This is a genomic window from Tepidimicrobium xylanilyticum (genome assembly GCF_900106765.1).
Classification (GTDB): Bacteria; Bacillota; Clostridia; order Tissierellales; family Tepidimicrobiaceae; genus Tepidimicrobium; species Tepidimicrobium xylanilyticum.
In genome coordinates this window covers 36,227-56,519 of sequence record NZ_FNNG01000001.1, presented here as the reverse complement: position 1 = coordinate 56,519, position 20,293 = coordinate 36,227, and the positions used below count along the sequence as shown (strand labels likewise).

14 protein-coding genes and 1 riboswitch are annotated in these 20,293 nt (G+C 35.3%); all 14 genes read left to right on the top strand.

The window, feature by feature from the left end:
* Positions 1-238 precede the first annotated feature (238 nt).
* Positions 239-341: riboswitch (purine riboswitch) on the top strand.
* 140 nt (positions 342-481) lie between these two features.
* Positions 482-4,198: a phosphoribosylformylglycinamidine synthase gene (locus BLV68_RS00230; protein WP_093749686.1), complete on the top strand. Its 3,717-nt coding sequence runs from the start codon at positions 482-484 to the stop codon at positions 4,196-4,198.
* Between the two features lie 116 nt (positions 4,199-4,314).
* Positions 4,315-4,800 carry a 5-(carboxyamino)imidazole ribonucleotide mutase gene (purE, locus tag BLV68_RS00225; RefSeq protein ID WP_093749684.1) on the top strand — a complete coding sequence of 162 codons (486 nt, stop codon included), beginning with the start codon at positions 4,315-4,317 and terminating at the stop codon, positions 4,798-4,800.
* A gap of 9 nt (positions 4,801-4,809) precedes the next feature.
* Positions 4,810-6,168: an amidophosphoribosyltransferase gene (gene purF / locus BLV68_RS00220; protein WP_093749682.1), complete on the top strand. Its 1,359-nt coding sequence runs from the start codon at positions 4,810-4,812 to the stop codon at positions 6,166-6,168.
* A gap of 15 nt (positions 6,169-6,183) precedes the next feature.
* The gene (purM, locus tag BLV68_RS00215) at positions 6,184-7,236 is read left to right on the top strand and encodes a phosphoribosylformylglycinamidine cyclo-ligase (protein ID WP_093749680.1); all 1,053 of its coding nucleotides are present in this window, start codon (positions 6,184-6,186) and stop codon (positions 7,234-7,236) included.
* Complete coding sequence (gene purN, locus BLV68_RS00210; RefSeq protein ID WP_093749678.1) at positions 7,205-7,828, top strand: phosphoribosylglycinamide formyltransferase; 624 nt, start codon at positions 7,205-7,207, stop codon at positions 7,826-7,828. The genes purM and purN overlap by 32 nt, the downstream gene beginning before the upstream one ends.
* A gap of 4 nt (positions 7,829-7,832) precedes the next feature.
* Positions 7,833-9,365 (top strand): bifunctional phosphoribosylaminoimidazolecarboxamide formyltransferase/IMP cyclohydrolase, encoded by a 1,533-nt coding sequence (gene purH / locus BLV68_RS00205; protein WP_093750381.1) that lies wholly within the window; start codon positions 7,833-7,835, stop codon positions 9,363-9,365.
* A gap of 11 nt (positions 9,366-9,376) precedes the next feature.
* Positions 9,377-10,648, top strand: coding sequence for a phosphoribosylamine--glycine ligase (gene purD, locus BLV68_RS00200; RefSeq protein ID WP_093749676.1), 1,272 nt, complete (start codon positions 9,377-9,379; stop codon positions 10,646-10,648).
* Positions 10,649-11,390: 742 nt separating this feature from the next.
* On the top strand, positions 11,391-12,983 hold the full coding sequence (locus BLV68_RS00195) for an ABC transporter substrate-binding protein (RefSeq protein WP_159428562.1): 1,593 nt from the start codon (positions 11,391-11,393) through the stop codon (positions 12,981-12,983).
* A 25-nt stretch (positions 12,984-13,008) separates the two neighbouring features.
* On the top strand, positions 13,009-14,019 hold the full coding sequence (locus BLV68_RS00190; protein ID WP_093749672.1) for an ABC transporter permease: 1,011 nt from the start codon (positions 13,009-13,011) through the stop codon (positions 14,017-14,019).
* Between the two features lie 10 nt (positions 14,020-14,029).
* Positions 14,030-14,920 carry a nickel transporter permease gene (gene nikC, locus BLV68_RS00185; protein ID WP_093749670.1) on the top strand — a complete coding sequence of 297 codons (891 nt, stop codon included), beginning with the start codon at positions 14,030-14,032 and terminating at the stop codon, positions 14,918-14,920.
* A 15-nt stretch (positions 14,921-14,935) separates the two neighbouring features.
* The gene (locus BLV68_RS00180) at positions 14,936-16,720 is read left to right on the top strand and encodes a dipeptide ABC transporter ATP-binding protein (RefSeq protein ID WP_159428561.1); all 1,785 of its coding nucleotides are present in this window, start codon (positions 14,936-14,938) and stop codon (positions 16,718-16,720) included.
* Between the two features lie 5 nt (positions 16,721-16,725).
* Positions 16,726-18,318, top strand: a complete 1,593-nt coding sequence (locus BLV68_RS00175) for an AroM family protein (protein WP_234949791.1) — start codon at positions 16,726-16,728, stop codon at positions 18,316-18,318.
* Positions 18,319-18,344: 26 nt separating this feature from the next.
* Complete coding sequence (locus BLV68_RS00170; RefSeq protein ID WP_093749664.1) at positions 18,345-19,442, top strand: DUF917 domain-containing protein; 1,098 nt, start codon at positions 18,345-18,347, stop codon at positions 19,440-19,442.
* A 16-nt stretch (positions 19,443-19,458) separates the two neighbouring features.
* Positions 19,459-20,289, top strand: coding sequence for a hypothetical protein (locus BLV68_RS00165; RefSeq protein WP_093749662.1), 831 nt, complete (start codon positions 19,459-19,461; stop codon positions 20,287-20,289).
* The last annotated feature ends 4 nt before the right edge of the window (positions 20,290-20,293 follow it).

Sequence of the window (20,293 nt, the reverse complement as noted above, 5' to 3'; positions counted from 1 at the left end):
AATAGTGAGCAAGGAAATGTGTCCTTAAATCGAATAGCCATATTCTTCCACTATAGGAAATATGTCTTTAATAAGAAAAACCTATCCTTCGATTCGATTTTTTTCATCACAGGATTTGATATAAAATTTTTTGAGGGCCAGTTTGGAAAGAGGGATGTGTTGATTCACTACATTCCAAATAAGTAGATAGTAAAAACAATCCTTGACTTATTCTACACCTACTGATAATATGAAATTATACAAAAGTGAATATGAAGCTCATATAATTCTCATAATATGGTTGAGAAGTTTCTACCAAATGACCGTAAATCATTTGAGCTATGAGCGAAAGTGTGCCTAGGGTTCCGAAGGTTTTACCTTGTCTGGACCAAGCGGCGCAGATGTTGTCGTTGACAATATTACACCGAAGGGATAAAAGCCCAGTCGGGTAGGTTTCGCTTGCCTACCTGACTGGGCTTTATTTTTTCAAGGAGGGTTTAATGTGAATTTTAAAAGAGTTTTTATTGAAAAAAAAGAAGACCTTAATATAGAGGCATCTAATCTATATTGGGATTTTAAAAACTATTTAGGGATTGAATCTTTAGAAGGAGTAAGGATTATTAATTGTTATTATATTTTTAATGGAGATGAAAAAGATTATAAGGCTATAATAGAAAAAATACTTTTCGAAAAGAATTTAGACCATCTATACGAATCAAGCCTTCCTTTAAAGGATGATGACAGATGTTTTAGAGTTGAATTTGCTCCTGGTCAATATAACCAAAGGGAAGATGCAGTTAATGAATCTATCTATGTTTTACTCGGTAGAAAGGATATTAAAGTAAAGCACTCAAAGGTTCTTGTGTTAAAAGGTGTAAATGATAAGGAATATGAATTGATAAAAGATTATTATATAAACCCTGTTGAAATGAGAGAAATAGATATGGACTTTATTCCCTATGAAAAGCATGAAGAAGTTGGGGATGAAATAGAAGTTTTAGATGGATTTATCCTTATGACGGAAGAGGAACTGGCCCTAATGAGAGAAAAATACGGATTAGCACTGGACATGGAGGATTTGCTATTTACTCAGAATTATTTTAGGGATAGGGAGAAGCGCAATCCAACTATTACTGAAATAAAGGTAATAGATACCTATTGGTCGGACCATTGTAGACATACTACCTTTAGGACTGAAATAGAAGGCATAGAATTTGAAGAGGGCAAATACAAAATGCTAGTCGAAAAGGCCTTTGAAGAATACTTAAAGTCTAGAAGTTATGTCTATGGGGATAGGGAGAAGCCTATTAGTTTAATGGATTTAGCTACCATAAATATGAAGGAGATAAAGAAGAAGGGATTGTTAGATGATTTGGAGGAGTCTGAGGAGGTCAATGCAGCCAGTATAGAAATTGATATAGATGTGGATGGGAGGACGGAAAAATGGCTTTTGATGTTTAAAAACGAAACTCATAACCATCCAACTGAGATTGAACCCTTTGGTGGAGCTTCCACCTGCTTGGGAGGATGTATAAGAGATCCTCTTTCAGGTAGGGCCTATGTATATCAGGCAATGAGAATAACTGGGGCAGCAGATCCTAGACAAAGATTTGAAGATACCTTATCAGGAAAGCTTCCTCAAAGGAAGATTACCCAATTGGCTATGGAAGGCTATAGTTCCTATGGAAACCAAATAGGGGTACCTGCAGGTTATGTTAAGGAGATATACCATGAGGGCTATGTGGCTAAGAGGATGGAAGTTGGAGCATTGGTTGCAGCAGCACCTAAAAGAAATGTGGTGAGGAGATCCCCAGAGCCTGGAGATTTGATATTACTAGTAGGCGGCAGAACTGGAAAAGATGGATTGGGCGGTGCTGTAGGTTCATCTAAAAGACATACTGAGGAATCTTTGGAAAGGGGTGGAGCAGAAGTTCAAAAAGGCAATCCTCCGCTTGAAAGAAAGATTGTAAGGCTTTTTAGAAATGAAGAGGTTAGTAAGATGATTAAGAAATGCAACGACTTTGGTGCAGGAGGGGTTTCAGTAGCCATAGGAGAATTGGCTCCAGGGTTAAGGATTGATTTAGATAAGGTTCCTCTAAAATATCCCGGATTAGATGGAACTGAAATAGCCCTTTCCGAGTCCCAGGAAAGGATGGCGGTGGTAATAGAAAAGGGCGATTTAGAATCCTTCATTAAATATGCGAAAGATGAAGACCTAGAGGCGACAGTGGTAGCTGAAGTAAGTGAAGATGAAAGATTGATTATGAATTGGAAGGGAAAGAAGATAGTAGATATATCAAGGGAGTTTTTAGATACCAATGGAGTAAGCAAGAGAACGAAGGTATTAGTTGGAAGTCCTGAAGGAAGGGATTATTTCCATACTAAATCTTTCCATTTAAACGGAGATATTGAGAAAATTTGGATGAGCAATTTATCCTATCTAAACCACTCTAGTCAAAAGGGACTGATAGAAAAATTCGATCATAGTGTGGGCAGTGGAACGGTCCTTATGCCTTTGGGGGGGAAGTTTAAGCTAACTCCTGCTGAGGGAATGGCTGCTAAAATTCCAGTATTAGATGGAGAAACCAATACTTGTTCATTAATGACTTATGGATTCGATCCAGATCTTTCTAGATGGAGTCCTTTCCATGGAGGAATGTTTGCAGTTATAGAATCCTTAGCTAAGATTACAGCCATGGGAGGGGATTTCAGAAAAGCAAGACTTACCTTCCAAGAGTATTTTGAAAGATTAGGGGATAATGAGAAAAAATGGGGCAAACCCTTTGCAGCCTTATTAGGAGCATTTATGGTAGAAAAGGAATTGGATGTTCCAAGTATTGGCGGCAAGGACAGCATGTCTGGTACCTTTGAAGATATACATGTACCACCAACCTTAATCAGTTTTGCTGTTGCAGTGGATAAGGTTGAAAATATCATTTCCCCAGAATTTAAAGAATCAGGAAATATGGTAGCATTAATTCCACTGGATATAGATGAAAAGGGAATGGTAGACTTTGGGCAATTGAAAAGGAATTATACTCAGATTAAAGAGCTGATAGATGCTGGAAAAATTATTTCTGCTTCCTCAGTAAAAACTGGAGGAGTTGCTAGAAGCATTTCTGAAATGGCTTTCGGAAATAAGATAGGATTTAGATTTAGTGAAGAGTTTCATGAAGAAGAACTATTCTTACCTCTATATGGTTCAATTGTAGTTGAGATTAAAGGAGAGCTAGAGGAAGTATTAAGGGATATAGATTATAGAATATTGGGCGCCACTATTGAAGAAGAGTTTATAGAAATAGCTGGAGTGAAACTGGATTTGGATAAACTTATTGACGAATGGATTAAGCCACTTATAGATGTATTTCCCATTAGTGAAGGTAGGTTCCTTGAAAGTAAAGAAAGCCATTACGTCCATGGAAACCGTAGAAAATCGATAAACAAAATAGCCAAACCTAGAGTTTTCATACCAGTATTTACTGGAACCTTTGGAGAATACGATATGGAGAAAGCCTTTAAGAATGCAGGTGCTCAAGTGGATACTTTTGTATTTAAGACTTTATATTTGGATGAAATAGAAGATTCCATTAAGGAGATGGCAAATAGGATAAGGAATAGCCAAATAATTGGATTACCTGATGGAGCTATTTTGGGGGCTGAACCTGATGGAGGAGGCAAATTATTAGCCAATATATTAAGAAACCCCTATATAGAAGAAGCCATTATGGAACTATTAAGCAACAGGGATGGCCTAGTATTAGGAATAGGTGCTGGTTGTAAGGGATTGATAAAATCTGGCCTTTTATCCTATGGTAGAATACAGGACTTAGATGAGGATTCCATAAACATTACCTATAATAAGTCGGGATACCATATATCCACAATGGCGAAGATTAGGATAGTTTCCAATCTATCCCCTTGGTTTAATAATAGGGATGTAGGAGAAATTGAGATACTGCCCCTATCTACCAAAGAAGGAAGAATTGTAGGAAGTGAAAGGGCAATAGAAGAACTTATTAAAAAAGGCCAAATAGCAACTCAATACCTAGATGAAAACCCAACAGGGTCCATATATGGTATAGAAAGTCTAACTAGCCCTGACGGTAAGATTTTAGGAAGAATTGCCAACCCAGATAGAATTGGTAGAGGCTTGTATAAGAATGTAGAAAGTTCGGAAGAAGGAAAATTATTTAAAGCAGGAGTTGATTATTTTGGTTAATGGTTTTCCTATTAGCCAAAATAACATTGTAAATTGTGCATCGTGAACTATGAATTGGGTAAAATTGACAATTCTGCCTTACCAATTGTCAATTGAACAAAGAGGGAGGTTTTAAAATGAAGGTTGGTATTATCATGGGAAGCATTTCCGATAAAGATATAGTTGAAAAGACCATAGATGTTTTAAAAAGGTTTGATATAGATATGGAAGTAAGGGTTATTTCTGCCCATAGAACCCCATTTGAAGCAGCCGAATATGCAAGGACTGCTGAGGAAAGAGGTATTGAGGTAATAATAGCTGCTGCTGGAAAGGCAGCCCATTTAGCTGGTGTAATAGCTGGAATAACTCCCCTTCCAGTTATTGGGCTGCCTATAAAATCCTCTACTATGGATGGATTAGACTCTCTATTGTCTATAGTCCAAATGCCAAAGGGAGTACCGGTAGCAACGGTAGCCATAAATGGGGCAGAAAATGCTGGCCTTTTGGCAGTACAGATTCTATCAGTAAAATATCCAGAGCTTAGAAAGAAGTTTAAAGATTATAAATTGGAAATGGCAGAAGAAGTTAAGGAAATGGATAACAAAATAAAGGAGATTTATTAGTCCGAAAGGGTGAAAGACTTGTGTGGAATCATTGGCATATACAGTAAGGAAAAAAGGGATGTACCTAAAATAATCTATTATGGACTATATGCCCTTCAACATAGAGGCCAAGTTAGTGCTGGAATGGCAGTAAACAATAATGGATATATCGATTACCATAAAGGCTTAGGATTGGCCTACGAAGTACTGGATAAGGATGTATTAAATAGGTTAAGAGGGGATATAGGGATAGGGCATGTTAGGACTGGAAGTTCTGTAAAAACCACCACTGCAAATGCGGAACCTTTGGTGGTAGGATACAAACAAGGGGCCTTAGCCTTGGCATATGACGGGAGTTTGGTAAATTACAGAGAATTAAGGGAGAAAATGGAAGATGATGGGATAATATTCCAATCCTCCATCGATACGGAGGTAATAGCCAATTTAATTGCTAGATACCATAAGGAGGATATTGAACAAGCTATAATAAAGGCGGTTAAGGATATAAAGGGCTCATATGCTTTGGTTTTAATGACCAATGATCGATTAATAGGGGTTAGGGATCCTTATGGATTGAAACCTCTATGTATTGGGAAATTAGGCAAGGATTATATACTATCTTCAGAAACCTGCGCCCTAGATACTATAGGGGCCCAATTTGTTAGAGATGTAAATCCAGGAGAAATGGTGGTAATAATCGATCGAGATATTAAATCTATAAAGACCAAGGAAGCGGACAACAAAAATATTTGTTTATTTGAAATAATATATTTGGCTAGGCCAGACAGCAAATTAGATGGAAAAAGTATATACCGTTTAAGGCGAGAAGCAGGCAGGAACTTGGCAAGGGAACATCCAGTGGAAGGTGACATAGTAATCTCAGCGCCAGATTCGGGAACAGTTGCAGCCATCGGGTATGCGGAAGAATCTAAAATTCCTTACGATGAAGGACTCATTAAGAACCGGTATGTGGGAAGAACTTTTATTCAACCTACTCAGGAATTAAGAGAAATAGGGGTAAGGATTAAATTAAATGTACTCAAAGAAAATGTGGAAGGGAAAAGAATAATATTGGTAGACGATTCGATAGTTCGAGGGACAACTATGAAGAGGATCGTAAGAATGCTAAAGGATGCAGGAGCTAGGGAGGTACATGTGAGGATTGCATCTCCTCCAGTAAAACATCCTTGCCTTTTAGGAATGCATACTCCTAATAAAGAAAACCTTATTGCTGCACAGAAAAGCATCGAAGAAATAAGGGATAAAATAGGTGCTGATTCCCTTTCTTTCTTATCTTTAGAAGGCTTGTTGGAAGCTGTAGGTGGAGAAAATAGTTATTGTACTGGTTGCTTTAGCGGTCAATATCCAGTGGATGGGGATTTAATTTAGAGAGGTGAAAGTATAATGAAATTTACTTATAAAGATGCAGGCGTAGACAAAGAAGCCGGTTATAAGCAGGTTCAGCTTATTAAGAATATTATAAAGAAAACACATAGACCAGGGGTCTTATCTAGCATTGGTGGGTTTTCGGGGCTTTTTGAGTTGGATATAAAATCCTATAAAGAACCTGTTTTGGTTTCTGGTACCGATGGCGTTGGTACCAAATTGAAAATTGCTTTTATGATGGATAAGCATGATACCATAGGGGAAGATTGTGTTGCCATGTGCGTAAACGATATATTATGTCAAGGAGCAAAGCCTTTATTTTTCTTAGATTATATTGCTACAGGGAAATTGATCCCAGAAAAGATGGCCAAAATAGTAGAGGGAATTGCAAATGGCTGTGTAAAGGGAGAATTAGCTTTAATTGGTGGAGAAACAGCTGAAATGCCAGGCTTTTATAAGGAATACGAATATGATTTGGCAGGCTTTTGCGTAGGTGTGGTAGATAAGGAAAAAATAATAGATGGTTCCAAAATAGAGAAAGGAGATCTTATAATAGGTCTTCCTTCCAGCGGAATCCACAGTAATGGCTACTCACTAGTTAGAAAGATAGTATTTGAAAAGATGGGTTTTAAAGTAGATGAATATATACCCGAGTTAAATACTACTTTAGGAGAAGAACTATTAAAACCTACTAGAATATATACTAAGACGGTACTCCCTTTAATAGAGAAATACCACATTAAAGGTATAGTCCATATAACTGGTGGCGGATTCTATGAGAATATTCCAAGGGTTCTTCCTGATGGGTTGACCGCCAGCATAGACACTTTAAAGATAGACACTCCGGTGATATTCGACTTGTTGGCTAAGTGGGGAAATATTAGTATAGAAGAGATGTATTCCACCTTTAATATGGGAATTGGAATGATGCTTATAGTAGGTGAAGATGAAGTAGACAAGATTATTGCACAATTAAAAGATATGGAAGAAGAATTAGTTCTATTAGGAGAAATAAAAGGGGAGAGGAGAAGGTTTCACTATGGTGAATATAGGCGTATTGATATCGGGTAGTGGAACCAATCTCCAAGCCATCATAGATGAAATAGATAGAGGTAGAATAAAGGGAAGAATAAAGTTAGTCCTATCCAATAGGAAAGATGCCTATGGACTAGAGCGGGCACGAAAAGCTGGAATTGAAGCCCTATATATTGATAAAAGAGCATTTAATTCGGAGGAAGAGTACAATAGAAAACTTATCGATGAACTAACCAAAAAGGAAGTGGAGTTAGTAGTTCTTGCTGGATATTTAAAAATATTGTCTGAAGAATTCATAGAAAGGTATAGGGGAAGGATAATAAATATTCACCCATCGTTAATACCTAGTTTCTGTGGAAAAGGATGTTATGGAGATAAAGTTCACCAAATGGTGTTGGACAGTGGAGTGAAGATTACTGGGGCTACAGTACATTTTGTAGACGAGGGAACGGATACAGGCCCTATTGTCCTTCAAAGAGCTGTGGAAGTGAAGGATGACGATACGGTAGAAAGCTTGAAAGAAAGAGTATTGAAAGTAGAACATGAATTATTACCAGAAGCTATAAGGCTATTCTGCGAAAATAGGCTTATTATTGAAGGAAAAAAGGTTAGAATTAAATGGGAGTGATAATATGAAAAGGGCATTGATAAGCGTTTATGACAAGAGAGGGGTTGTCCAGTTAGCAAGGGAGTTGGTAAGCTTAGGCTGGGAAATAATATCAACTGGAGGAACTGGTAAGATTCTAAGGAACGAAGATATTCCTTTTAGAGATATAAAAGAAATTACTAATTTCCCTGAAATATTAGATGGTAGGGTTAAAACCCTCCACCCCCATATCCACGGAGGGATTTTATATAAGAGAGATGAAGAAGAACATAAAAGGATTTTAAAGAAATTAGACATCGGCTCCATAGATTTGGTGGTAAACAATTTATATCCCTTTGAAGATACCATTAAGAAGGAAGGCATAAGCCATGAGGAGGTCATAGAGAATATAGATATAGGCGGTCCTGCTATGATAAGGGCTGCTGCTAAAAATTATAAATATATTACTGTGGTTATAGACCCTTCAGATTATGGTAGGGTATTGAAGGAATTGAGAACAAGGGGAGAAACCTCTCTGGATTTAAGACGGGAATTAGCAAGAAAGGTATTCCAGTATACAGCCTATTATGATTCATTGATAGCTAATTATTTTAATTGCTTAAATAATGTGGAATTTCCTGACATCATAACTATACCCTTTAAAGATAAACAGGAGTTGCGATATGGAGAGAATCCCCATCAGAAGGCAGCATTCTACAAGGAATACAACAATTTAGATGGTACAATTGCTGCTGCCATTCAACTACATGGAAAGGAATTATCATTCAACAATATAAACGATGGAAATGGAGCTCTGGAGATATTAAAGGAATTTGATGAGCCAACGGTAGTAGCTGTAAAACATGCTAACCCTTGCGGTATAGGCAGCGGAAAGGACTTGTTAGAAGCTTATGTAAAAGCCTATGAATGCGATAAGATTTCGATATTCGGTGGAATAATTGCAGTTAACAGGATAGTAGATGAAGAAGTGGCAAAGAGGATAAATGAAATATTCATTGAAATAGTAATGGCTCCTGATTATACACAAAAAGCTCTAGAGGTTTTAGCTACTAAGAAAAATATAAGGATACTTAAGGTTCCAAATATTATGAAAAATGACTACGCCAGTTACGATATAAAAAAGGTTCTTGGAGGTGTACTAATTCAACAAAGAAATCGAGATCTACTGGGCCAAGAGCTAAAAGTGGTTACTAAAAGGAAGCCTACTGAAAAAGAAATGGAGGATTTAATATTCGGATGGAAGGCGGTAAAAGGGGTAAAATCCAATGGAGTATTATTGGCCAAGGATAAGGCTACTATAGGTATTGGGGGAGGAGAGGTAAATCGGGTATGGGCTGTAAAAGCTGCCATTGAAAGGGCAGGAGATAAGGCAAAGGGTTCGGTTTTAGCTTCTGATGGATTTTTCCCATTTAAGGATTCAGTTGAGGCCTTAGCCAAGGCAGGGGTAACAGCTATAATTCAGCCAGGAGGATCCTTAAGGGATCAGGAATCAATAGAGGAAGCGGATAAAAATGGCATGGTCATGATATTTACTGGAATGCGGCATTTTAAACATTAGGAGGGATACTAATGAAGGTTTTAGTTCTAGGAAGTGGTGGTAGAGAACATGCCCTATGCTGGAAATTGGCTGAATCCAAAAAGGTAAGCAAGGTATACTGTGCTCCCGGCAATGGAGGAACTAAAGAAATAGCTCAAAATATAGATATAGAACCGGAGGATATAGAAAAGTTAATGGAATTTGTATTAAAGGAAAGAATAGATCTAACCATAGTGGGTCCAGAAAATCCTCTAGTAATGGGAATTGTGGATAGATTTAAGGAAAAGGGACTGAGAATATTTGGAGCTAATAAAAAATCAGCCCAGTTGGAAGGCTCTAAAAGCTATGCAAAGGAGTTTATGGAGAAATATAATATTCCCACTGCTAAATATAAAAGGTTTACGGATAGTCAAGAGGCCATTAATGAACTAGATAGTTTCAATTATCCCTTGGTAATAAAGGCGGATGGCCTCTGTCTAGGCAAGGGTGTTGTAATTTGCAATTCAAGGGAAGAGGCTATCGTTTGTATAAGCGACTTTATGGAGGATAGGGTATTTGGGGCCAGTGGTGAAACCATCATAATAGAAGAATTCTTAGAAGGGGTTGAAGCCTCACTTCTTTGTTTTGTATCTAAAGGAAAACTAATTCCTATGGAAAGCGCTAAAGATTATAAGCAGATATATGAAGGGGATACGGGACCAAATACTGGTGGTGTAGGCTGTTTTTCTCCCAATCCATTGTTTACTGAGGAATTGGAAAGGGATGTAGAAGAGAAAATATTGAATAGGATTGAATTAGGCTTAGAAGAAGAGAAATTAGATTACGATGGGATACTCTTTATTGGGTTGATGATTACCGAATCTGGGCCTAAAGTATTGGAATTTAACGTTAGGTTTGGAGACCCAGAAACAGAAGTATTAATGCCAAGGCTTGAATCAGATCTAGTAGATATTATAGAAAAAACATTAGATGGGGACTTGAAAAAAGAAGATCTAATTTGGAAAAGTGAAAAGTGTGTAACCGTAGTGGCTACATCTAAAGGCTACCCTGGAAAATACGAAAAAGGGAAGGGGATTACAGGCCTTAAAGATGTGGATAAAAATATAGTGGTATTCCATAATGGAACTATTGAAAAGGATGGAATGATTTATACTAATGGTGGTAGGGTGATCTCGGTTACTGCTTTAGGAAATACTTTAGAAGAGGCTAGGGATATAATATATAAAAACCTAGGTATAATTAAATTTGATGGTATGTATTATAGAAGGGATATAGCAAAAATAGAATATCTTCCGATAAAGTAGACAGTAGAAAAGAAAAATTGTATTAAACAGCCATAGTTCGATGTCCAAGTAGCTAAGGCTGTTTAATCTTTTATAATTTTCATAATTATTGAAAAGATTTTTTACGTCTTTTATTTTTCATAATATATAATTTTTAATTAAATATTCTTCTATTTATATTAATCCAATATACTTCTATCATCCCATCACGAACACACTTTTTTACCTTAGGTATGCTTTTCGGAATTAAAGGTAACTATAATTTATTTTAATCCATTAGATTTATTCTCTATTCTTCTTTCTGTTTCTTTCCAATAGCAGAGCCAGAATTAATGGTTTGTGACGACGTATTTCTCTAATATAATTTCATTTCAGACATAATTTTATAAAAAACAACAAAAATCAACAATAATATTGTAAAAAACACAATGACAATTGTAAAATTTATTGCTATAATTATGTAAAATAACGCAAGATTAAAATAATTCAAAATATTGACAGTTATAATATGTAAAACATTCAAAAAGATACATACCAATATATGAAAAAGATAAATGGATATTTTTTAAGAGCCAATTTACAAGAGTTACTTTTTATTATTTATTGAAATTTTGTAAAAGCAGCAAAAAGTTTTTCGTTTTGGTTGTTTTTTCCTTCCATTTGTTTGATAATTCTTTTAATTTAAAATTAAATTCAGAAGGAAGGGAAGACGACCAAATTGAAATAGAACATTTGATACTATGATATGAAAAGGAGGATTATTATGAAAAAAAGAAGTTTGATGTTCTTTTTAGTACTGGTGATGGTATTAAGTTTATTGTCGGGATGTAAAAGTAACAATACTAATACTCAAACAGGTTCAAGTGAAAGAACAGGTGATAGAAGAATTGCTTATTATGCTTTTAACTCTGAACCTTATATAGACCTAGATCCAAGTGTTGAGTATTCAAATGGACTAATTGTTTTGCATAATGTATATGAAACTTTAACTAGATATGACCATAAGGAAGAAATAGTAAAACCACTATTAGCAGAATCCTGGACTTCTAATGACGATGGAACAAAGTGGACATTTCATATAAGAGAAGGGGTTAAGTTCCACGACGGTGCAGATTTAGATGCAGAGGCTGTTAAAAAATCAATTGATAGAACCATAGAAATGAAAATGGGAGCTTCTTTTATTTGGGATAGTGTAGAAAGCATCAATGTAGTAGATAAATACACTATAGAATTTGTATTAAAATATCCAGCACCTATTGATTTGATAGCATCTTCTTCATATGCAGCATTCATTATATCGCCTAATGCTGTTGAAAATGACAGTCAATGGTTTAACGATGGTAATTGTGCTGGAACAGGACCTTACAAAATTCAAAAAATAACAAAAGGTGAAGAAGTTATATTGGAAAAGTTTGATGATTATTGGCAAGGGTGGAAAGATAATCAATATACTAATGTAATAATTAAAAAAGTAGCTGAAAGTTCAGCAAGAAGGCAGTTACTTGAAACAGGAGAAGCTCAAATAGCCGCAGCATTTTCAGTAACAGACTTACAAGCTCTACGAGAAAAAAATGATTTGGAAGTTGTAGATGCAGCTACTTGGAGAAATGTTATTGGTTTCTTTAATACAGAGAAGGAACCTTTAAATAATGTAGACTTTAGAAGAGCATTAGCATATGCATTTCCATATGATGAGACTATAACAGAGATAAAGGAAGGACTAGCTGTACAATCATATGGTTTAATTCCTAAAGGATTATGGGGACATGATGAAAGCTTACCTCAATATGAATGTGATTTGGACAAAGCAAAAGAATATCTAGAAAAATCAGGTGTAGATACTAACGGTTTAAAATTGGAAATGACCTTTACTGCCGGTACAGAAGCTTATAGAAATTTTGCTCAACTATATAAAATAAACCTTCAAAAATTAGGAATTGAGCTGGAAATAAGGGAAATGAGCTGGGATAACGTTTGGGAAAAATCAAAGAACACAAATCCAGAAGACAGGCAAGATATATTGGTCATGAATTGGTGGCCTGACTATGCTAGCCCATTGAGTTGGGTACAAAGTCTTGTTCAATCAGAGGAAAGTATATTATTTAATTTGTCATACATTAAAGATGATAATTTGGACAAAATGGTAGCAGATGTTGAAAGATATACTGCAACCGATAGAGATAAAGCACAGGAACTGATTATAGATATTCAAAGGGAAGTAATAGATAAAGCATATTTTCTACACATTTATGATGATATGACTTCATGGGTTATCGATAAGAATTTTAAGGGGTTTGAATCAAATCCAGCTTATGAGTATGTGGTGTTTTTCTATGACACATATTTTGAGGAGTGATCCTAACTTTTAAAGGGGAGATAATATGAAACGATATATTTTAAAAAGAGTTCTTTTAAGCATAGCTGTATTATTAGGAGTAATTACAATTACATTTATAATAGCTAGAATCATTCCCTCTGATCCAGCTGCTAAATGGGTAGGACCAAGAGCAACTCCAGAGCAAATAAAGGCAGCTGAAGAAGAATTGGGTTTAAACGATCCTCTACCTGTTCAGTATATTAACTATTTAAAAGATTTAGCAAAAGGTGATTTGGGAAAATCACTAAGAACCCATAGACCCGTAACTGACGATTTAAAAACATTTGTTCCACCCACTTTAGAACTGGTATTGTTAGCATTTATTATTGCTATAATAATTGGAATTCCATTAGGCATATATTCGGCTAAAAAGAAAGACCAGTTACTAGATCATATAAGCAGGCTATTTTCTATTGGTGCAGTGTCTCTACCTACATTTTGGGTAGCCATGATCCTTCAGCTTATTTTTTATAAAAAGCTGGGGTTGTTTCCAATAGGAGGCAGAGTGAGCATGGAGACTGCAGTTTTATATGAACTACCAAATGTAACAGGTATGCTGATATTAGATTGCATCTTAACGGGGCATTGGTTTATTTTGAAGGATGTAATATGGCATATAGTATTACCTTGTATAACAATTGCTTTGTATCCTATTGGTTTAGTAGCTAGAATGACTCGATCTGCATTGTTAGAGATATTGAATGAAGATTATATTACTGCTGCTAGGTCTTATGGATTAAAAGAAAGATTAGTATTATGGAGATATGCATTGAAGAATACCCTAGGAGCTACTGCAACAGTAGTAACTCTTTCATTAGGATATACTTTAGTAAATACATTTTTAGTAGAAACAATTTTTAGCTGGCCTGGATTAGGAAATTACGTTGCCACATCCGTAGTAACTCTTGATTATCCTGCTATATTAGGTGTTACTATTTTTGCAGCAGCTTGTTATATAATATTAAATCTTATAGCAGATATAATAATTGCCTTAGACCCAAGAGTAAGATTGTAGGAGGGAGAATATGGACAAATTTACATTCTTAAAAGTAGCTAAATACAAGTTAAAGCAATTGAGGTACTACATATACTTATTAAATAGAAATAGGCTTACTCAAATAGCTTTTTATATAGTAATCTGTTTGTTTTTAACAGCTATTTTCTCACCAGTTATAAGTCCTTATCCTGAGCATATAACTGAAGAAGCAAATGCATCTAATAAGCTTTTAAAGCCTTCTTCAGAACATTTGTTTGGAACAGATGAATTAGGACGGGATATATTTAGCAGAGTCTTGTATGGTACCAGAGTTTCACTCACTACAGCTGTATTGTCGGTAGGATTGGCTTTACTAATTGGAGTACCACTAGGTGCTATTGCTGGAACTATAGGTGGGTGGATAGATGAAGTAATTATGAGAATTACAGATATGTTTTTAAGTTTTCCACCACTATTATTAGCTATAGCAATGGTAGCATTAGTTGGACCAGGTTTGGGTAATGCAATGGTAGCTATAGCCTTGTCTTGGTGGCCTTGGTATACAAGACTAGTCAGGGGTCAGGCTATTTCAATGAAGGAAAGAAAATTTGTACAAGCTGCAGAAACAATTGGAACCTCTACTTGGAAGATTATCTTTAAACATATTCTCCCTAATACTATTTCTCCTGTTATTGTACAAGCTTCAATGGATATGGGCGGAGTAATTTTGACAATAGCATCCCTTAGTTTTCTCGGTCTAGGTGCTCAAGCACCTACTCCAGAATGGGGTCTTATGATAAGTATAAGTAGAAACTATTTTCCTGATGCATGGTGGTACAGCATTTTCCCCGGTATGGCAATTTTCATTACTGTATTAGTTTTTAATCTATTAGGTGATGGATTAAGAGAAATATTAGACCCAAAAACCAGAGAGAATTAAAGGCAGGTGGCTACATTGGCATATTTTCAAATTAAGGATTTAAAAGTTTATCATAATACCTTTGAAGGGAAAAAGAAGGTATTGGATATCGATTCAATTGAGATAGAAAAAGGAAAAACTTATGGTGTAGTTGGAGAGAGTGGTGCAGGGAAAACTGTACTAGCTCTTTCAATTCTCGGATTGTTACAATGTCCACCAGGAGAAATTAGTACTGGAGAGATATTGTTGAATGGTGAAAATTTATTAGATAAAAGCGTGGAAGAAATGCAGAAAAATATCAGAGGGAAAAAGATCTCCATGATTTTTCAGGACCCTATGTCTACTTTAAATCCAGTATATACCGTAGGATATCAGTTAACCCAAGTAATAAAAGCAAATAAGGGGCTGAATAACAAAGATGCAAAAAAGGAAGCAATAAAGATGATCCAAACTGTCAAATTACCAGATCCAGAGGATGTGTATAATAAATATCCTCATCAGCTTAGTGGTGGGCAAAGGCAGAGGATAATAATTGCACTAGCATTAGTTTGTGGTGCTGAATTAATTATAGCAGACGAACCCACTAGAAATTTGGATGTAACCATTCAGGCTAATATATTAAAGCTTCTAAAAGAGTTACAGAAAGAGTTTAATGTTACCGTATTATTCATTTCAAATAATTTAAGCTTAGTTTCTATATTCTGTGATGATGTAGGAATACTCTATAAGGGAAAAATAGTTGAACAGGGGCCTGTACGAGAAATTATAGATAGCCCTAAAGATGAATATACAAAATTATTAATAGAATCGGTTACAATGAAAGCCGACCATGAAAAGAAGAAAAATACGAAACAGAAGATTCTATTGGATGTTCAAAATCTTAAGAAATACTTCCCTATAGACGATGGATTTTTAACATCAGCCAAAACATTTGTAAAAGCTGTAGACGGAGTTGACTTACAGATAAAAGAAGGGGAGGTTCTAGGGATAGTAGGAGAATCGGGATGCGGAAAATCTACTTTGGTGAATACTATTTTAAACCTTTACGAACCAACTTCTGGAAAAGTCTATTTTGATGGTAAAGATATTTTTGGATTAGATAAAAAAGAATCAAAAAAAATAAAAAAGAATGTTCAGATTGTTTTTCAAGACCCATATTGGTCCCTAAATCCTAGATGGCTTGTTAAAGATATTATAGCTGAGCCAATAAAAGTGCATGAAAAATTAAGCAATAAAGAGCTGCTGGAAAAAGTATTTGGGCTTTTAGACATGGTAGGATTGGATAAAGATTCAGCATATAAATACCCTCACGAATTTAGTGGTGGGCAGAGACAAAGAATAGCTATTGCAAGGGCTCTAGCTGTGAGTCCAAAGCTAGTTGTATTAGATGAGCCAACTTCATCGATAGATGTTTTTTCTCAAGCTCAAATTTTAAGTTTATTAATGGAATTAAAGGAAAAATTCAAATTGACAAATATTCTTATTTCTCATGACTTAGGTGTGGTGCATAAGATGTCTGATAATATTGCTGTAATGTATTTAGGGAAAGTAGTAGAATATGGAAATGCCAATGAAATATTTGCAAACCCTCTTCATCCATATACTAGGGCTCTGTTTAATTCAATACCATCTTTAGAGTTTAATGGGGTAGAGGAGCTTCATACTATTGAGGGCAATGTACCTAGTGCTATAAACCCTCCAAGTGGATGTAGATTCCATACAAGATGTCCAAATTGCATGGAAAAATGTAAGGAAAGCATTCCGGAAGCAATAAATTATAGTGATGGACATATGATATCATGTTTTCTTTATGAGGGGTGATGCGATTGTTAAAACAGGTAATTGAGATTTTTGAGATATTGGACAACCCTAAAGTCACAGGGGAAATTTTAAAGAAGTATTTTGAAAATGCTTATCCAGATGTGGATTTTGAAATAGTTAGAATAACAGGAAAAAATGCACCTGTGGACTTTATAAAAATAACAATAGAAGGTAGGAATGGAAAGAAAAGAGGAGGAGATGCTCCCACATTAGGAGTTATTGGAACACTTGGTGGAATTGGTGCAAGACCTGAAATATGTGGTTTTACGTCAGATGGAGATGGTGCATTGACGGCATTAGCTGCTGGACTGAAAATATGTGAGATGAAGAAGAGAGGAGATTGTTTAGAGGGAGATGTAATAGTAACTACTCATGTTTGTCCTTTTTCTCCTATTCTACCTCATGATCCAGTTCCATTTATGGATGCTCCTGTTTCTGATGAAATTATTAATAGGTACACTGTATTAGAGGAAATGGATGGGATTATTTCTGTAGATACCACAAAAGGAAATGAAATTATTAATCATAAAGGTTTCGCTATTACGTGTACAGTAAAAGAAGGTTATATTTTAAAGGTGAGTAAAGACCTGCTAGATATAATGAAAATAACTACAGGAATTCCTCCTGTAGTATTGCCTATATCTCAGCAGGATATTACTCCATATGGAAATGGAATATCTCATTTAAATAGTATATTACAGCCTTCCACATGTACGGATAAGCCAGTGGTTGGATTAGCTATAACAACTGAGACAGTTGTACCAGGATGTAGTAGCGGAGCTACCCATCTAGTAGATGTTGAGCAAGCTGCAAGATTTATTGTAGAAGTTGCAAAATATTTTAGTAGAGGCCAATGTAAATTTTATGATGTAGATGAGTTTAATAGATTAAAGAAATTATATGGGAGTCAAAAAAAATATCAAACTCAAGGATTAAATACTGGAAGAAAAGTTGGATTAATTACTATGGGAAAATCAAATCGGAAGGACATGAAAGAAGATATTGAAGATATACTCCAGCCTAAATTTGATATAGTTGGGATAGGTATTTTAGATGGATATTCTTTTGAAGAAATAAAGGAGAACTTCTGGCCAGAAGATGGAGAAAGTTTTATAGTATCTATGATAGATGATGGACAAGTGGTTAAAATTAGTGAATCAAATGCTTTTAAATTGATAGGTGAAAAAATAAATATTCTAGAGAATGAAGGTATTATATGCAATATGCTTATGTGCACAGGGAAATTCCCTGATTTCGATAATAAAGGTATATTATTAAGACCTGAACGGATAATTTATTCGATTTTAAAAGGGATGGACATTAAAAAACTTGGAATAATTGTACCAGATGAGGAACAAGTGAATGATTCATTAAAGCAATATTATGAGTTTAATCCAGAAATTGTAGCAGCTTCTCCTTATGGTTCAATAGATGATATAGGGAGAGCTAGCTCTAAACTTAGTAAAGATGTAGATTTGGTTCTATTAGATTGTATGGGATTTACAGAGAATATGAAAAAAATTGTTGAAGATAAAACAGGTTTAAAAGTAATGCTTCCAAGAACATTGGTAGCAGGAATATTAAATAATATAGCTTAAATAATGTTGGAGGAGGAGATGGATATATGAAAAAATTAGATAGACAAGATTTAATTGATATTTTATATGGATGTACTATTTTGGGTACTGGAGGCGGTGGAAGCCTTGCAAAAGGTATAGAGATGATCGATAAGGCGTTGGAATTAGGTAAGGAATTCATTTTAGTAGATTTTGATGAACTTAAAGATGATGATTTAATTGCAACTCCTTATGCTTGTGGAGCTATTTCTCCAGAAACTGAAGAGGAAAGAAAAAAATATGAGAATCTACCAGTTATTTCAGAGGTACCTCAAGTAGTTGCTTTAAGGGAAATGGAAAGATATTTAGGGAAGGAAGTTAAGGCGGTAATTTCTACTGAATTAGGTGGAGGCAATACTGCATTAGCTTTCTATTGCGGAGCAATGGCAGGGAAATATATTGTAGATGGGGACCCAGCAGGAAGATCAGTACCGGAATTACAACATTCAACATATTACTTAAATAATATTAGTATTACCCCTATTTCCTTAGTAAACCAATTTGGTGAATCTGCAATAATTACAAAGGTTGTAGATGATTACAGGGCTGAATCCTTGGTTAGGGCACTAGCTGTAGTAAGTAAAAATAATATTGCAGTAGTTGACCATGTAGATACTGCTGCTAACTTGAAGAATGCTGTTATTAGAGGTGCAATATCATGTGCATGGGAAATAGGAAAAGCATTTAGACTTGCTAAGGAAGAAGGAAAAGATTTTGTTGAAGCTGTAGCTAATGCAGGTAAAGGCAAAAAATTGTTTAAGGGTATAGTTAAAAAAAATAATTGGGATACAATAGATGGATTTACAATAGGGGAAGTAGAAATTGAAGGCAAAGACCTATATGAAGGAGATATCTACAAGATATGGTATAAGAATGAAAATATAATGTCATGGAAAAATGACGAGTACTATGCTTCAGTTCCAGATCTAATTTGTGTTTTTGATAGAACAGAAAAGGAACCTGTTTTAAATCCTCATTTTAAAGAGGGTATGGAGATTGAAATAGTTGCTTTACCAGCTCCTAAGGAATGGACAACTAAGAGAGGGTTAGAAGTATTTGGACCTAAGAGTTTTGGGTTTGATGTAGAATGGAAACCAATAGTTTAATAGGAGAGATCTGTATATGCCTATAGCTCAAATTACATTAACAGTAGAGGAATCAAAAAAGTTAATAGCTATGGCTGTTAGTATACATCCTAAGGTAAAAAATGTTTTAGAGAAAGGAAATATATTATTTAAAGGAGGCTCCACTGTTTCCCAAGTATCCAAAACAATTACTGGCAACTATTTAAGGTTGTGTGGAATGATAACTAAAAGGGGATGTGTTGTAAATGTGGGGGATGAGGAATCTCTCCCCCATGTAGCTTTATATAAAAATGGTGAATTTATAAATATTGATGAAACCTTTTTACAGGATGTATTAAAGTTAACAGAGAATGATTTAATTATATGCGGAGCAAATGCTATAGACCCCTATGGAAATGCAGCAATGATGACAGGAAGCTTAGGGGGTGGAGATACACCTTTTGCTTTTGGGACATGGTATGGAGAAGGGGTGCCTGTAATAATCCCTGTAGGTCTTGAGAAGCTAATTCCCAATAATATAAATGAGATAATCAAGCTAACTGGAAGGAGAAAAAAGAAGTATTCTACTGGAATGTCTGTAGGTCTTATGCCTGTTATAGGTGAAATAATTACAGAAGTGAATGCAATAAAATTATTGACAGGTTTGGAAGCCATCCCTATAGCTGCAGGAGGAATTGGTAATGGGAAAGGAAGTGTAACGTTAGATGTTATAGGAGAAGAGAAAGAGCTGAAAAAATTAATGGATTTAATATTGGACATAAAGGACCAGGTATTATATGAAGAGGAAAATTACTTAGAATGTAAACCTATATGTCTTCATTGCAAAGAGCATTTAGGATGCATTTATAAAAGCTTGTTAAGGGGTTGATAGA

What these genes read in the sequence shown, in the direction of transcription:
- nikC (WP_093749670.1), top strand. Translation starts at nt 14,030, where the DNA reads ATGGACAAATTTACATTCTTAAAAGTAGCTAAATACAAGTTAAAGCAA.
- purM (WP_093749680.1), top strand. Translation starts at nt 6,184, where the DNA reads ATGAAATTTACTTATAAAGATGCAGGCGTAGACAAAGAAGCCGGTTAT.
- BLV68_RS00165 (WP_093749662.1), top strand. Translation starts at nt 19,459, where the DNA reads ATGCCTATAGCTCAAATTACATTAACAGTAGAGGAATCAAAAAAGTTA.
- BLV68_RS00190 (WP_093749672.1), top strand. Translation starts at nt 13,009, where the DNA reads ATGAAACGATATATTTTAAAAAGAGTTCTTTTAAGCATAGCTGTATTA.
- purN (WP_093749678.1), top strand. Translation starts at nt 7,205, where the DNA reads ATGGTGAATATAGGCGTATTGATATCGGGTAGTGGAACCAATCTCCAA.
- purD (WP_093749676.1), top strand. Translation starts at nt 9,377, where the DNA reads ATGAAGGTTTTAGTTCTAGGAAGTGGTGGTAGAGAACATGCCCTATGC.
- BLV68_RS00170 (WP_093749664.1), top strand. Translation starts at nt 18,345, where the DNA reads ATGAAAAAATTAGATAGACAAGATTTAATTGATATTTTATATGGATGT.
- purE (WP_093749684.1), top strand. Translation starts at nt 4,315, where the DNA reads ATGAAGGTTGGTATTATCATGGGAAGCATTTCCGATAAAGATATAGTT.
- purH (WP_093750381.1), top strand. Translation starts at nt 7,833, where the DNA reads ATGAAAAGGGCATTGATAAGCGTTTATGACAAGAGAGGGGTTGTCCAG.
- BLV68_RS00195 (WP_159428562.1), top strand. Translation starts at nt 11,391, where the DNA reads ATGAAAAAAAGAAGTTTGATGTTCTTTTTAGTACTGGTGATGGTATTA.